Origin of the sequence: Bacillus sp. OxB-1, assembly GCF_000829195.1 — a bacterium.
In the GTDB taxonomy this organism is placed as follows: Bacteria; Bacillota; Bacilli; order Bacillales_A; family Planococcaceae; genus Sporosarcina.
Window position 1 is genome coordinate 465199 of the sequence record NZ_AP013294.1, and the last position, 14686, is coordinate 479884.

Consider the following 14686-nt stretch of genomic DNA (forward strand, 5'->3'; position numbering starts at 1 on the left):
TTCTCTATTGACAAATGAAAATCAGTTGTTCAAAAAAAACACGGAATTTGACTAGGATTGTCAAATTCCGTGTTTTCAATTAGTTCCAGGAGACAAGCGGCATACCAGGTCGTCCGTTCATCGCGAGATTCCCACGGATTCCATCCACGAACATGGCAGATCCCGCGGCGGCAATCATTGCAGCATTGTCGGTGCACAGCCCAATGGGTGGCACGTAAAAAGGGATGCCCTCTTCTTTGAAAACTTTCTCCAGAGACGTGCGCAAGCCTTTATTAGCCGCGACTCCACCCGCGGCAATCACTTGTTTGACGTTGAATTCTTTGGCCGCCTTCCGTGTTTTCGTCGTGAGTACGTCGATGATGCTCGCTTGGAAGCCGGCCGCCACTTGCGCGGGATCCACCGACTCCCCCTTCTGTTCATGATTATGTTTGTAATTAATTACCGCAGATTTCAACCCGCTAAAACTGAAGTCATACGAATCCGGCTCTAACCAAGCCCTCGGAAACTCGATAGGCGTCTCGCTCTCCGCTGCGAGTTTATCAATATGAGGACCTCCAGGATAAGGGAGGCCGAGCACACGGGCCACTTTGTCATACGCTTCCCCTGCCGCGTCATCCCGTGTTTCTCCAATCAATCGGAATGAACCGTGGCTCTCCATCAATACTAGTTCGGTATGGCCTCCAGAGACAATCAAGGCCAACAGCGGAAACTCCATTGGTTGGATAAGTTGATTGGCATAAATATGGCCGGCAATATGATGGACACCAATCAAAGGCAGTTGATGGGCGAAAGCAAAGGCCTTCGCTGCATGGATGCCGATCAACAAAGCTCCCACGAGGCCCGGCCCTTCCGTGACGGCAACCGCATCCAGATCCTTTGGCTGAAGTTCCGCTGCCTTCAACGCTTCTTCGATGACCAGTGTAATCTGCTCCACATGATGGCGTGACGCAATTTCAGGCACGACACCGCCAAAGCGTTTTTGGCTCTGAATTTGAGAAGCGACAATATTGGAGACGATTACTGAACCGTTTTTCACAACAGAAGCCGCAGTCTCATCACAGCTCGTTTCTATTCCTAATACATACATGTCTTTCATTCAAATTCCACCCACATGACGAGCGCATCTTCATGGTCGTCCGTATAATAGTTTTTTCGTATGCCGCCTTCTTGGAAACCAAGCTTTCTATAAAGATTTTGGGCTGTATGATTCGACACCCGCACTTCCAATGTCATCAATCGAACAGCCTTCTCCTTACAATAGGCGATGGCTTGTCGCATCAGCCCTTCCCCGATATGGTTGCCTCTCATATGCACGCGGACCGCCACATTGGTAATATGGCATTCATCCAGCACGATCCACATTCCACAATGCCCGATTACGTCCTCTTCATGGACGGCGACAATATAATGGGCGTATTGATTGCCCGTCATCTCGTGCTCAAACACTTCCGGGGACCAAGGAGTGGCAAATGCTTCTTCCTCAATGGCCACAACAGCAGGAATATCCTCCCGTGTCATTTTCCGATATTCGATATGTTGAAGGTTACTTGTTTCCATGTTGCTGCTCCTTCAGCCAATTCACTTCTGCCTCGGCAAGACGACGGTACTCAGGAACAAACGTATGAACTTCCTCTGATTGTTCTTCCCGCATTGCCAGTTCAATGAGAACAGAGGCTCGAGGTATATTCAAGGCCAGTGGGGCAAATGAAGCGAATTCGCCTAAACGCTCCTCTATCCTCGTTCGATGCAGAGCTGTATCCTTTCCGATAAATAGGACAGGAACCGATTGCTCTTCCAAAAAGGACAGCAGCTCCTCCAATGGATAGTGGCCATCATCCATGAGGGCAGTCAGCTTACCTTGCTCAAACTGGAATACACCTGAATAGACATTGTTCCTACGCGCATCCACCAACGGACAAACCAAGTTAGGGAACAGCTGCCCATTAGCAGCGAGCGTTTTCAAACTGGATACTCCGACAAGTGGTTTGTCCAATGTCCATGCAAGGGTCTTCGCAATCGTGACACCGATCCGGATACCCGTATAAGAGCCAGGACCTTCAGAAACCGCTATGCGATCAATCGTATCCGGGGTCAACCCCGCTTTCCCCACTAACTCCTCAATGACCGGCATCGCCCGCAAGGAATGCGTCACAGGCAGCGTGGCATTTTCTTCAATAAGCACTTCCCCGTCCTTTACAAGTGCAATGGATAAGGGGGTATTCGAGGTATCGATACCTAGCCAGATCATAATGCCAACTCCTCACAAATCTTTTCATAACGGGCCCCTATAGGCTTCAATGTAATGGTGCGGGATTCTTCCCCTTTGTGGGCAATCCGGATTTCCAGTCGGTCAGATGGCAGATCGTCTTCGATGAGATGCGCCCATTCCACAACCGAAATGGCATCGCCATAAAATAATTCGTCCCAACCTAGATCCTCTTCGCTATCCGCTAACCGATATACATCCAGATGATTAAGCGGATGCCGTCCTTCATACTGTTTCAGTATCGTGAAAGTCGGACTATTGACCGTCCGGGTGACGCCAAGCGCTCTGGCTAACGCCTTCGTAAACGTAGTCTTCCCGGCGCCCAAATCACCTTCCAATAAAATGACATCCGGAGGGGCAAGAAGAGAGGCCAACCGCTCGGCAATCGCTTCCGTCTCCTGGACAGAGTGTACTTCAATTTCCTTTATCATATCTTAATTCCTTTCACGTGCTTTGTTCTAGTGTACCTAATAACAAACCGGTCGGAAAGCAAACCGGTTTTGGTTCGGAAACAATTCCATTTCTCCGATGGGAAGCCTTCAATAAAAAAGTATACAAAAAACCGATTCCGGAAAGAATCCGCGGAATCGGTTATAGATGACAAAATAAATGGCGGTCCCGACCGGGATCGAACCGGCGATCTCCTGCGTGACAGGCAGGCATGTTAACCGCTACACCACGGGACCTTAAACTATGTATGACATTTCGACAAGGTGAGGCTTCTTAACTGCAGATTTGTAATTGATCAGTTCTAACCATGTCACAAAATATGTCGAAATGTATGGGCAAGCCTGGCGACGTCCTACTCTCACAGGGGGAAGCCCCCGACTACCATCGGCGCTGAAGAGCTTAACTTCCGTGTTCGGTATGGGAACGGGTGTGACCTCTTCGCCATCGTCACCAGACTTGGTTGAGCTTGTTCGCTCAAAACCGGATAAAACCAACATTGTCTGCCACAAGCCATGCAACCTTTGTATTGTCCAGCCTCGGCGGCCAGACTCTCGGGTCATAAGCCATTCCGGCTGTGCGGCAAAAGCACCGCTTCGCCAGCCTGTCTTATGCCTGTCGAGTCTAGGCAGGCCGCCTCGGCATTTCATATAGGTCAAGTCCTCGATCGATTAGTATCCGTCAGCTCCATGCGTCGCCGCACTTCCACCCCGGACCTATCCACCTCATCTTCTTTGAGGGATCTTACTTACGAATGTAAAGGGAAATCTCATCTCGAGGGGGGCTTCATGCTTAGATGCTTTCAGCATTTATCCCGTCCACACATAGCTACCCAGCGATGCCTTTGGCAAGACAACTGGTACACCAGCGGTGTGTCCATCCCGGTCCTCTCGTACTAAGGACAGCTCCTCTCAAATTTCCTGCGCCCGCGACGGATAGGGACCGAACTGTCTCACGACGTTCTGAACCCAGCTCGCGTACCGCTTTAATGGGCGAACAGCCCAACCCTTGGGACCGACTACAGCCCCAGGATGCGATGAGCCGACATCGAGGTGCCAAACCTCCCCGTCGATGTGGACTCTTGGGGGAGATAAGCCTGTTATCCCCGGGGTAGCTTTTATCCGTTGAGCGATGGCCCTTCCATGCGGAACCACCGGATCACTAAGCCCGTCTTTCGACCCTGCTCGACTTGTAGGTCTCGCAGTCAAGCTCCCTTATGCCTTTGCACTCTGCGAATGATGTCCAACCATTCTGAGGGAACCTTTGGGCGCCTCCGTTACACTTTAGGAGGCGACCGCCCCAGTCAAACTGCCCGCCTGACACTGTCTCCTGCCCGGATCACGGGCATGGGTTAGAAGTCCAATACAGCCAGGGTAGTATCCCACCAATGCCTCCACCGAAGCTGGCGCTCCGGCTTCCAAGGCTCCTACCTATCCTGTACAGGCTGCACCGGAATTCAATATCAGGTTACAGTAAAGCTCCACGGGGTCTTTCCGTCCTGTCGCGGGTAATGCGCATCTTCACGCATATTATAATTTCACCGAGTCTCTCGTTGAGACAGTGCCCAGATCGTTACGCCTTTCGTGCGGGTCGGAACTTACCCGACAAGGAATTTCGCTACCTTAGGACCGTTATAGTTACGGCCGCCGTTTACTGGGGCTTCAATTCGAAGCTTCGCTTGCGCTGACCCCTCCTCTTAACCTGCCAGCACCGGGCAGGCGTCAGCCCCTATACGTCACCTTACGGTTTTGCAGAGACCTGTGTTTTTGCTAAACAGTCGCCTGGGCCTATTCACTGCGGCTCTCTCGGGCTATTCACCCTACCAGAGCACCCCTTCTCCCGAAGTTACGGGGTCATTTTGCCGAGTTCCTTAACGAGAGTTCTCTCGATCACCTTAGGATTCTCTCCTCGCCTACCTGTGTCGGTTTGCGGTACGGGCACCTCCCGCCTCGCTAGAGGCTTTTCTTGGCAGTGTGAAATCAGGGACTCCGGGGAACAATTCCCCTCGCGGTCACAGCTCAATGTTACAGGAACGGGATTTGCCTCGTTCCACACCTCACTGCTTCGACGCGCATGACCAACAGCGCGCTCACCCTATCCTACTGCGTCCCCCCATTGCTGATAGCGGCGGGGAGGTGGTACAGGAATATCAACCTGTTGTCCATCGTCTACGCCTTTCGGCCTCGACTTAGGTCCCGACTGACCCTGAGCGGACGAGCCTTCCTCAGGAAACCTTAGGCATTCGGTGGAAGGGATTCTCACCCTTCTTTCGCTACTCATACCGGCATTCTCACTTCCAAGCGCTCCACCAGTCCTTCCGGTCTGGCTTCGACGCCCTTGGAACGCTCTCCTACCACTGACACCAACGGTGTCAATCCACAGTTTCGGTGATCCGTTTAGCCCCGGTACATTTTCGGCGCAGCGCCACTCGACCAGTGAGCTATTACGCACTCTTTAAATGGTGGCTGCTTCTAAGCCAACATCCTGGTTGTCTGGGCAACGCCACATCCTTTTCCACTTAACGGATACTTGGGGACCTTAACTGGTGGTCTGGGCTGTTTCCCTCTCGACTACGGATCTTATCACCCGCAGTCTGACTCCCAAACCTAAATCATCGGCATTCGGAGTTTGTCTGAATTCGGTAACCCGGGATGGGCCCCTAGTCCAAACAGTGCTCTACCTCCGAGATTCGTTGTTTGAGGCTAGCCCTAAAGCTATTTCGGAGAGAACCAGCTATCTCCAGGTTCGATTGGAATTTCACCGCTACCCACACCTCATCCCCGCACTTTTCAACGTACGTGGGTTCGGGCCTCCAGTAAGTGTTACCTTACCTTCACCCTGGACATGGGTAGATCACCTGGTTTCGGGTCTACGACCCCATACTCATTCGCCCTGTTCAGACTCGCTTTCGCTGCGGCTCCGCCTTCTCGGCTTAACCTTGCATGGAATCGTAACTCGCCGGTTCATTCTACAAAAGGCACGCCATCACCCCTTAACGGGCTCTGACAACTTGTAGGCACACGGTTTCAGGTTCTCTTTCACTCCCCTTCCGGGGTGCTTTTCACCTTTCCCTCACGGTACTGGTTCACTATCGGTCACTAGGGAGTATTTAGCCTTGGGAGATGGTCCTCCCGGATTCCGACGGAATTTCACGTGTTCCGCCGTACTCAGGATCCACTCTGGAGGGGATGGACTTTCGGCTACGGGGCTATTACCCGCTGCGGCGGACCTTTCCAGGTCGCTTCGCCTAACCCATCCCTTTGTAACTCCGTATAGAGTGTCCTACAACCCCAGGAAGCAAGCTTCCTGGTTTGGGCTCTTCCCGTTTCGCTCGCCGCTACTCAGGGAATCGAATTTTCTTTCTCTTCCTCCGGATACTTAGATGTTTCAGTTCTCCGGGTCTGCCTCATGTACGCTATGTATTCACGTACATGTACTGCCCCATTACGGGCAGTGGGTTTCCCCATTCGGAAATCTCCGGATCAATGCTTACTTACAGCTCCCCGGAGCATATCGGTGTTAGTGCCGTCCTTCATAGGCTCCTAGTGCCAAGGCATCCGCCGTGCGCCCTTTCTAACTTGACCAGAATTGGTCGATCGTTCCGCCATAGCGATATGGCTTCCGGATCGTTACAAAGTGTTGCATGTTCAATCACTAGTGTGATCGACTCGGTTGATTACTTGTGTTATTGCTTTCAATGTCGTTTTATCCAGTTTTCAAAGAACAAGACAGCTGCCTGAATCACTTCATGATTCACTTCGCTGATTTTGCTTCATGCAGTCTTGCGACGAAAGCGCAGCGGCAGGAGCAAAGTTTTAATTGGTGGAGCCTAGCGGGATCGAACCGCTGACCTCCTGCGTGCAAGGCAGGCGCTCTCCCAGCTGAGCTAAGGCCCCAGAAGTATATGATGGTGGGCCTAAGTGGACTCGAACCACCGACCTCACGCTTATCAGGCGTGCGCTCTAACCAGCTGAGCTATAGGCCCCTTCCAGGATTATTATGAAGTTCCATTATATGAACCTTCAAAACTGAACGCAAAACGTCAACGTATGAACCCAAGGTTCATATTCCGTAAATATCCTTAGAAAGGAGGTGATCCAGCCGCACCTTCCGATACGGCTACCTTGTTACGACTTCACCCCAATCATCTGTCCCACCTTCGGCGGCTGGCTCCCGTAAGGGTTACCCCACCGACTTCGGGTGTTACAAACTCTCGTGGTGTGACGGGCGGTGTGTACAAGACCCGGGAACGTATTCACCGTGGCATGCTGATCCACGATTACTAGCGATTCCGGCTTCATGCAGGCGAGTTGCAGCCTGCAATCCGAACTGGGAACGGTTTTATGGGATTGGCTCCCCCTCGCGGGTTCGCAGCCCTCTGTACCGTCCATTGTAGCACGTGTGTAGCCCAGGTCATAAGGGGCATGATGATTTGACGTCATCCCCACCTTCCTCCGGTTTGTCACCGGCAGTCACCTTAGAGTGCCCAACTGAATGCTGGCAACTAAGATCAAGGGTTGCGCTCGTTGCGGGACTTAACCCAACATCTCACGACACGAGCTGACGACAACCATGCACCACCTGTCACCGCTGTCCCCGAAGGGAAAGGCATGTCTCCATGCCGGGCAGCGGGATGTCAAGACCTGGTAAGGTTCTTCGCGTTGCTTCGAATTAAACCACATGCTCCACCGCTTGTGCGGGTCCCCGTCAATTCCTTTGAGTTTCAGTCTTGCGACCGTACTCCCCAGGCGGAGTGCTTAATGCGTTAGCTGCAGCACTAAGGGGCGGAAACCCCCTAACACTTAGCACTCATCGTTTACGGCGTGGACTACCAGGGTATCTAATCCTGTTTGCTCCCCACGCTTTCGCGCCTCAGCGTCAGTTACAGACCAGAAAGCCGCCTTCGCCACTGGTGTTCCTCCACATCTCTACGCATTTCACCGCTACACGTGGAATTCCGCTTTCCTCTTCTGTACTCAAGTCCTCCAGTTTCCAATGACCCTCCACGGTTGAGCCGTGGGCTTTCACATCAGACTTAAAGGACCGCCTGCGCGCGCTTTACGCCCAATAATTCCGGACAACGCTTGCCACCTACGTATTACCGCGGCTGCTGGCACGTAGTTAGCCGTGGCTTTCTGATAAGGTACCGTCAAGGTACGGGCAGTGACTCCCGTACGTGTTCTTCCCTTACAACAGAGCTTTACGATCCGAAAACCTTCTTCGCTCACGCGGCGTTGCTCCATCAGACTTCCGTCCATTGTGGAAGATTCCCTACTGCTGCCTCCCGTAGGAGTCTGGGCCGTGTCTCAGTCCCAGTGTGGCCGATCACCCTCTCAGGTCGGCTACGCATCGTCGCCTTGGTAGGCCGTTACCCCACCAACTAGCTAATGCGCCGCGGGCCCATCCTGCAGTGACAGCCGAAACCGTCTTTCAGAATTCCTCCATGCGGAGGAACTGATTATTCGGTATTAGCCCCGGTTTCCCGGAGTTATCCCCATCTGCAGGGCAGGTTGCCCACGTGTTACTCACCCGTCCGCCGCTAACTTCAGGGAGCAAGCTCCCATCCGTCCGCTCGACTTGCATGTATTAGGCACGCCGCCAGCGTTCGTCCTGAGCCAGGATCAAACTCTCCATAATCCTGGCGACCGATGCGCGGCGAATTGCGCTATCGGCTTCATTCGCTCAGTTGGTCACGTACCATAGTACGCTCCCTCCTTCGCTCAGTCGCCTCCTAGCACTCCACCACACCTCGGCCACCAGATCTGGCTAGTCGATACGCAGCGGATTGCGTTGTCAGCCGCGCTCGATCAGTCGGTCACGTACTGATGTACGCTCCCTCCTTCACTCGCATGCTTCCTAGCACTGCACTACGTCTCAACCGCCAGTTAGAGAAACTTGAATAGCTCGAGTTTCTTGCTGGCATCATTTAAGATGTCAATTTTGAATCCGAAGATTCGTTTTGTCCTTTTCACCGACGGGGTCGGCTTTTGGACTTTATTTGTTGACGTTTTGCTGTTCAGTTTTCAAGGTTCATGTGTTCGTTGCTCGTTAGCAACTTTTCCACTATAACATCTCAACATTTTATTGTCAAGTGTTTTTTATGGAGCGGGTGAAGGGAATCGAACCCTCATCATCAGCTTGGAAGGCTGAGGTTTTACCACTAAACTACACCCGCGTTTTTATAGTATATATTTGGCGCGCCCGACAGGAGTCGAACCCATAACCTTCTGATCCGTAGTCAGACGCTCTATCCAATTGAGCTACGGGCGCTCCTAGATTGAAAAGGTATTTGGTGCGGTAAAGAGGACTTGAACCTCCACGGGGTTAACCCCCACTAGGCCCTCAACCTAGCGCGTCTGCCATTCCGCCACTACCGCGTCTTGTTTTAGCGACTTCTCTATTATACGACTTCCGCGAAGAATGTCAACTACTTTTTCAAGAAAGTGGTGAGCCATGCAGGATTCGAACCTGCGACCCTCTGATTAAAAGTCAGATGCTCTACCGACTGAGCTAATGGCTCGTGCTTGTGATATTAAAACTTAACTACATAATGATTCATGTTTTCCCAACTTCTTCAGCCTAGATTGAGCTTTGCTCCAAACCCTTCGGGTCTGTCGCAAAACTTTTTATCCGCAAAGCGGCTAAAAAGTTTGGCTGGGGTAGCTGGATTCGAACCAACGAATGACGGAGTCAAAGTCCGTTGCCTTACCGCTTGGCTATACCCCAATAAGTTTGCATCGGACAGAAACCTCTGTCCTTATACTCTTTATTTAGAAGAGATGACCCCTACGGGATTCGAACCCGTGTTACCGCCGTGAAAGGGCGGTGTCTTAACCGCTTGACCAAGGGGCCATATAAGTTGTTGTGTCGGGGAAGCAATGTGTTGTTCCTTATCGACTTTTTCTATTATAGACAGTGTTGTCCTTTTCGTCAACTGTTTTTATAAACTTTTTTTAATTTACATGCAAGAATGCCGTCAGGCCGCTATCTCCCAGTACTGACGGCATTGCTTATGCGATTTATAAAGCAGCGTATCGATTGCATTCAACGATCCTATTCATCCTATGAGGGGACTTCGACGATGGCTCCTGCACATTTACCGCAGCGATACTTTTTCGGATCCATTCTCCGTTTCCTTCTATAAGACAGATGGCAATTGGTGCATTTGTAAAAGTGCAGTGTTGTTCGTCGCCTTCTCGGCTCTACCAGTGTTTTGCAATAGCGTGGGGAATCCGTCTTCTTCATCAATTCCCGAAAATCTTGATCGCCGTGTCGATAGCCTCTCCCTTCTATATGAAGATGATAATGGCAAAGCTCGTGTTTGATGACGCCGATTAACTCGTCCTCCCCGTGCATTTCCCAAACGAGCGGATTGATTTCGATGGAATGGTCGGATAGTTTATACCGTCCACCTGTCGTCCGTAATCGGCTATTGATCCGGGCTGCGTGGCGAAATGATTTGCCGAAAACTTCCGTGGAGATGGTTTTGATCATCATTTGCAATTTTTCTTCTGTCATTTGCATAATTATCCCTCTTTTAATCCGGGAGGCAGCATGGTCAATGAAATGCGGCCCTTCTCCTTATCTACCCCGTCGACCCATACCGTTACGATATCACCGGATGATACGACGTCGAGCGGATGTTTGACGTATCCTTTTTTCATTTTAGATATATGGACAAGGCCGTCTCCCTTTACGCCGATATCGACAAAGGCTCCGAAGTCGACTACATTCCGGACGGTTCCTTGCATTTCCATCCCTTTCACCAAATCATCCATATCCAGTACATTCGCTTTCAATAATGGCTGAGGATAATCCTCCCGCGGATCCCGATTCGGTCGCTGCAATATTTCAATAATATCCTTTAATGTTACTTCACCCACTCCGAGTTTAACGGCCAATGCTTTGCTGTCTATTGCCGCGATCGATTCGGCTGCCTCTTTTTTGCCGATCGACTTTTTATCGACGCCCGCTTCTTGCAGTACTTTCTCGGCCAATGGATAGCTTTCGGGGTGAATACCTGTTGAATCAAACGGATCAGCTGCTTCCGGCACTCTTAAGAATCCAATGGCCTGTTCATATGTTTTCGCCCCTAAGCGCGGTACTTTCTTCAATTGTCCCCGTTTCATAAAAAGGCCATTTTCCTCTCGGGCTTTCACTATGTTCTCCGCAACCGTCTTCGACAGGCCCGCCACATATTGCAGTAAGGAAGAAGATGCAGTATTCACGTTGACTCCCACTCGGTTAACCGCTGTTTCCACGACGAATGACAGGGATTCCGCCAAACGCTTTTTGGAGACGTCATGCTGGTACTGGCCAACTCCGACCGAACCCGGATCGATTTTCACAAGTTCCGATAATGGATCTTGCAGTCTGCGCGCAATGGAAACCGCGCTTCGCTGCTCGACCTGAAGTTCCGGAAATTCTTCCCGCGCCTGGGCTGAGGCCGAATACACACTCGCCCCCGCTTCATTCACGATGACATAGGATACCGGGGAAGGTGCTTCCTGGATGCAATCTGCTATGAACAATTCCGTCTCCCGCGAAGCTGTCCCGTTCCCGATGGCGATCAACGAAATCGGGTATTTCTCCAATAGGGCCAGAATGGTGCGTTTCGACTTTTCCTTATCGGGTTTCGGTGGATGCGGATAGATGACGCCGATTTCGAGCAGCTTCCCTGTTTCATCGACAACAGCCAGTTTACAGCCGGTCCGGAAAGCTGGATCCACTCCAAGCACCACCCTCCCTTTTAGAGGCGGTTGCAAGAGCAGGCTTTTCAAGTTTTCCGAGAATACATGAATGGCCTGTTCTTCGGCCTTTTCAGTCAAAGCTGCCCGGATTTCCCGTTCCACCGACGGGGCAATCAATCGTTTGAAGGCATCGCCGACCGCCTCTTTCACTTGATCCGCAGTCGGGGAACCGGGCTTGCGGATCACTTGACGTTCGAGATCTACAACAATTTGGTCGGTGGGAAAAGAAATTGTGACTCGAAGCACCTCTTCTTTTTCTCCCCGGTTCAAAGCGAGAACCCGATGGGGCACGATCTTTTTCAATGGTTCTTCATATTCATAATAATTACCGTAGACATTCCGTTCATCAACCGCCTCTTTGCGTACTGCTGAGATAATCGTTCCACCGGCCCACGTCCGGTCGCGGACCTTCTCCCGAATAGCGGCATCATCCGCCACCCGCTCGGCGATGATGTCCCGCGCTCCCGCCAATGCTTCTTCTACAGTCAGTATTTCCTTCCCTTCATCTACAAAAGGCTCTGCCAACTTTTCCGGGACCTCTGCGGAAAATGACAGTAAGGCATCCGCGAGCGGTTCCAACCCTTTCTCAATCGCGGCCATAGCCCGGGTTCGTCTTTTCTGTTTGAACGGCCGATACAGATCTTCCACCCGTTGAAGAACGGACGCTTCCTCGATCGATTTCTTCAATTCATCATCCAGCTTGCCCTGTTCCTCGATCAAGCGGATGACCTCTTCCTTCCGTTGCTCAAGCGTTCTTACGTAATGGTAGGAATCTTCCACCTCTTTGATCTGCACTTCATCTAATGAACCCGTTTCCTCTTTCCTGTACCGGGCAATGAAAGGGACGGTATTCCCCTCCTCCAATAACGCGATCACTTTTTCCACTTGTCCCAGGCGGATGCCTGCCCTTTCGGCCGTTGCCTTGGCTATCTGCTTTGTCAATCCCATCACCCTTCCTTCACATGCCTCAATTTTAACATGGTTATAAGAATTAGACGCAAAAAAACCTGCTTCCCATTCTAAAGAAGCAGGCGTCCCGCTATAAAGGTGGCATCGTCATTATGATTGATAGACGGCAAAACATTTTGATACAGCCGATACGGTTCTTTGCTATTTTTCAAGCAGGACTTTGGACTCTTTAAGTCGACTCCGTCAGAATGGAGGATAAACAAATCGCCATTCCGGTACTCGCATTGGTGCATCTTCAAATTTTGCGGCTTTCCGGATAGATACCCCATGACCGGCAGCGGGTAGATCATATTCACTTGGTCCTGCAACACATAGAAACGGACATTTCCGACGCAGCTATAATGGATCGTTTTTGTCGTGTAATCCACTTTCACAATCGCAACAGCCGCCCCGCGTTTGTGCATCATTTTCATGTTGCAGCGCATTAATAACTCATCGACTGTCTCATGATGAAACTCTTTTAAAATGTCAGGGATGACTTGGGCCGATTGGTGGGCAATCGGCCCGTTCCCCAATCCATCGGCAATCGCGCAAATGAAATAATCATCTTCCGAGTGGACGAAATACGCATCTCCCGAAATATGATTCCCATTTTTCGCTTGCTGATAGATGTAGGCCTCCACATGGTCATTGACAAAGGTTTCCACTATGATGCACCACCAATTGACAATATGGCTTCTTGCAATTTCTTAATCGCTTTTCGCTGGAGTCTGGAAACGTGCATTTGTGAAATGCCGAGGCGTTCTCCCGCCTCTTTCTGGCTTAACTGTTCAATATATGTATATTGAATGATTTGCCTTTCCCTTTCTGTCAAGACATTGAGCGCGTTGGCGACGATCATGCGCTGATCCGTCTTTTCATATCCGCCATCGGTCGACCCGATAATATCGAACAGAGTGACCGTCCCACCTTCGGAATCGGCTTCCAACGTATGATCCATGGAGAGGGCTTGATAACTTCTGCCCATTTCCATCGCTTCCAGCACAGACTCTTCATCGACCTCCAAATATTCGGCAATCTCGCTCACCAAAGGAGATCGTTGCAGTTCGGTCGTCAATGTTTCGACGGTTGCTTTGATGCGGGGTCCCAATTCCTTGATACGCCGCGGCACATGCACCGCCCATGTCTTATCACGCAGGAATCGCTTAATCTCCCCGATGATTGTCGGGACCGCAAACGCTTCGAAACTTTTTCCGAACTCGGAATCGTACCGGCGGATCGCCCCTAATAATCCAAGCATGCCGACTTGGACGATATCTTCATAATAGGGTTTGCCGCTCGAATACTTCCGTGCAATGGAATGCACCAAGCGTTCATAATGAAGGACAAGATTCGTCTGAGCTTCTTCATCGTTGTTTTCCTGGAAGTCTTTGAGCCACTGGAGTACTTGTTCTTTCGTTCCCGTGTTACGAGGAGATTGTTCTTTCGACATCCTCTTCCCCTCGCTCTCTACCGAGATATTTGGTCATGAAGACCGTGACACCTTCTTTCTGATGGATTTGTACGCTATCCATTAGCGTCTCCATCAAATACAGGCCTAATCCACCTTCTCGGAGAAATTGTACCTCCTCCTGCTCGCCGTAAGGTCCTATATGTTTTTTCATCTCATCAAAATCAAAGCTTTTCCCGTGGTCCGCCACCATAATTTCCATCCGGTCTTCGAATAAGGCGCAGCCGACGATTACTTCACCTTCTTCATCTTCCTCGTAGGCATGCTGGACTGCATTGGTGATCGCTTCACTCGAGGCAATTTTCAAATCCTCGATTTCGTCATATGTAAAGCCAAGGCGGCTGGCAAGCCCTGATATCGTCAAACGGGCGACACCCACATATTGCGCCTTCGCCGGCACACGGATTTCGATATAATCATACGGTTGCATCTCGGTCCCCACTTTCTTCTACGATGTCCATCACTTCCACCAACCCAGTTATATCGAAAAGCCTTTTCAAACGGGCATTGACACCAGTAATTTTCATATGGCCTCCATTCGCTTTGACAGTCTTATAGAAACCGACAAACACTCCGAGACCCATGCTGTCCATATAATCCACTTCAGCTAAATCCAATTCGGTTTGCATTCCTTCAGCTATATCAATAGATGCAAGACGCTCCCTTAACACAGGCGCCGTGAAGGCATCAATCTCTCCTACGATCTTAAAGCAATGAACACTATCATTTTCCAGCAACTCAACTTGTAAAGTCATGTCCACACCCCATACTCTCTGTATTGATTTGCACGCAAAGACGCGCTAG

General features: G+C 50.8%; 10 protein-coding genes, 9 tRNA genes and 3 rRNA genes. All 22 read right to left on the minus strand.

What is annotated here, in order from left to right:
• Positions 1-79: 79 nt before the first annotated feature.
• The 22 genes from tsaD to OXB_RS02545 all read right to left on the minus strand — a co-directional run bounded on the left by tsaD (position 80) and on the right by OXB_RS02545 (position 14637).
• Positions 80-1096 carry a tRNA (adenosine(37)-N6)-threonylcarbamoyltransferase complex transferase subunit TsaD gene (gene tsaD / locus OXB_RS02440; RefSeq protein ID WP_041071611.1) on the minus strand — a complete coding sequence of 339 codons (1017 nt, stop codon included), beginning with the start codon at positions 1094-1096 and terminating at the stop codon, positions 80-82.
• The gene (gene rimI / locus OXB_RS02445; RefSeq protein WP_041071612.1) at positions 1093-1557 is read right to left on the minus strand and encodes a ribosomal protein S18-alanine N-acetyltransferase; all 465 of its coding nucleotides are present in this window, start codon (positions 1555-1557) and stop codon (positions 1093-1095) included. Before rimI ends, tsaD begins: the two co-directional genes overlap by 4 nt.
• A complete protein-coding gene (gene tsaB / locus OXB_RS02450; protein ID WP_041071613.1) occupies positions 1544-2248 on the minus strand; it encodes a tRNA (adenosine(37)-N6)-threonylcarbamoyltransferase complex dimerization subunit type 1 TsaB in 705 nt (234 codons plus the stop codon). The genes rimI and tsaB overlap by 14 nt, the downstream gene beginning before the upstream one ends.
• Complete coding sequence (gene tsaE / locus OXB_RS02455) at positions 2245-2697, minus strand: tRNA (adenosine(37)-N6)-threonylcarbamoyltransferase complex ATPase subunit type 1 TsaE (protein ID WP_041071614.1); 453 nt, start codon at positions 2695-2697, stop codon at positions 2245-2247. Before tsaE ends, tsaB begins: the two co-directional genes overlap by 4 nt.
• 179 nt (positions 2698-2876) lie before the next feature.
• Positions 2877-2952, minus strand: a tRNA-Asp gene (locus OXB_RS02460).
• Positions 2953-3055: 103 nt separating this feature from the next.
• Positions 3056-3171: ribosomal RNA gene (gene rrf / locus OXB_RS02465) — 5S ribosomal RNA — on the minus strand.
• A gap of 193 nt (positions 3172-3364) precedes the next feature.
• A 23S ribosomal RNA gene (locus tag OXB_RS02470) occupies positions 3365-6297 on the minus strand.
• A gap of 236 nt (positions 6298-6533) precedes the next feature.
• Positions 6534-6609, minus strand: a tRNA-Ala gene (locus OXB_RS02475).
• Positions 6610-6621: 12 nt separating this feature from the next.
• Positions 6622-6698, minus strand: a tRNA-Ile gene (locus OXB_RS02480).
• Between the two features lie 100 nt (positions 6699-6798).
• A 16S ribosomal RNA gene (locus OXB_RS02485) occupies positions 6799-8350 on the minus strand.
• The 16S, 23S and 5S rRNA genes sit together here with 9 tRNA genes alongside, the layout of an rRNA operon.
• Before the next feature lie 464 nt (positions 8351-8814).
• Positions 8815-8888 (minus strand) — tRNA-Gly (locus OXB_RS02490).
• Between the two features lie 18 nt (positions 8889-8906).
• Positions 8907-8983, minus strand: a tRNA-Arg gene (locus tag OXB_RS02495).
• A 20-nt stretch (positions 8984-9003) separates the two neighbouring features.
• Positions 9004-9090: transfer RNA gene (locus OXB_RS02500), tRNA-Leu, on the minus strand.
• Between the two features lie 67 nt (positions 9091-9157).
• Positions 9158-9233, minus strand: a tRNA-Lys gene (locus OXB_RS02505).
• 131 nt (positions 9234-9364) lie between these two features.
• Positions 9365-9439, minus strand: a tRNA-Gln gene (locus tag OXB_RS02510).
• Positions 9440-9493: 54 nt separating this feature from the next.
• Positions 9494-9565, minus strand: a tRNA-Glu gene (locus OXB_RS02515).
• 210 nt (positions 9566-9775) lie between these two features.
• Positions 9776-10231, minus strand: coding sequence for a SprT family protein (locus OXB_RS02520; protein WP_041076185.1), 456 nt, complete (start codon positions 10229-10231; stop codon positions 9776-9778).
• Positions 10232-10239: 8 nt separating this feature from the next.
• Positions 10240-12405 carry a Tex family protein gene (locus OXB_RS02525; protein ID WP_231860354.1) on the minus strand — a complete coding sequence of 722 codons (2166 nt, stop codon included), beginning with the start codon at positions 12403-12405 and terminating at the stop codon, positions 10240-10242.
• Between the two features lie 77 nt (positions 12406-12482).
• Positions 12483-13079, minus strand: coding sequence for a PP2C family serine/threonine-protein phosphatase (locus OXB_RS02530; protein ID WP_052483840.1), 597 nt, complete (start codon positions 13077-13079; stop codon positions 12483-12485).
• Positions 13079-13864 (minus strand): RNA polymerase sigma factor SigB, encoded by a 786-nt coding sequence (gene sigB / locus OXB_RS02535; protein ID WP_041071617.1) that lies wholly within the window; start codon positions 13862-13864, stop codon positions 13079-13081. Before sigB ends, OXB_RS02530 begins: the two co-directional genes overlap by 1 nt.
• A complete protein-coding gene (gene rsbW / locus OXB_RS02540; RefSeq protein WP_041071619.1) occupies positions 13839-14312 on the minus strand; it encodes an anti-sigma B factor RsbW in 474 nt (157 codons plus the stop codon). The genes sigB and rsbW overlap by 26 nt, the downstream gene beginning before the upstream one ends.
• Positions 14299-14637 (minus strand): anti-sigma factor antagonist, encoded by a 339-nt coding sequence (locus OXB_RS02545; protein ID WP_041071621.1) that lies wholly within the window; start codon positions 14635-14637, stop codon positions 14299-14301. Before OXB_RS02545 ends, rsbW begins: the two co-directional genes overlap by 14 nt.
• Between the last annotated feature and the right edge of the window lie 49 nt (positions 14638-14686).

Excerpts from the sequence above, each read along its gene's own strand:
- tsaD (WP_041071611.1), bottom strand. The coding sequence starts at position 1,096 with ATGAAAGACATGTATGTATTAGGAATAGAAACGAGCTGTGATGAGACT.
- rimI (WP_041071612.1), bottom strand. The coding sequence starts at position 1,557 with ATGGAAACAAGTAACCTTCAACATATCGAATATCGGAAAATGACACGG.
- tsaB (WP_041071613.1), bottom strand. The coding sequence starts at position 2,248 with ATGATCTGGCTAGGTATCGATACCTCGAATACCCCCTTATCCATTGCA.
- tsaE (WP_041071614.1), bottom strand. The coding sequence starts at position 2,697 with ATGATAAAGGAAATTGAAGTACACTCTGTCCAGGAGACGGAAGCGATT.
- OXB_RS02520 (WP_041076185.1), bottom strand. The coding sequence starts at position 10,231 with ATGACAGAAGAAAAATTGCAAATGATGATCAAAACCATCTCCACGGAA.
- sigB (WP_041071617.1), bottom strand. The coding sequence starts at position 13,864 with ATGTCGAAAGAACAATCTCCTCGTAACACGGGAACGAAAGAACAAGTA.
- rsbW (WP_041071619.1), bottom strand. The coding sequence starts at position 14,312 with ATGCAACCGTATGATTATATCGAAATCCGTGTGCCGGCGAAGGCGCAA.
- OXB_RS02545 (WP_041071621.1), bottom strand. The coding sequence starts at position 14,637 with ATGACTTTACAAGTTGAGTTGCTGGAAAATGATAGTGTTCATTGCTTT.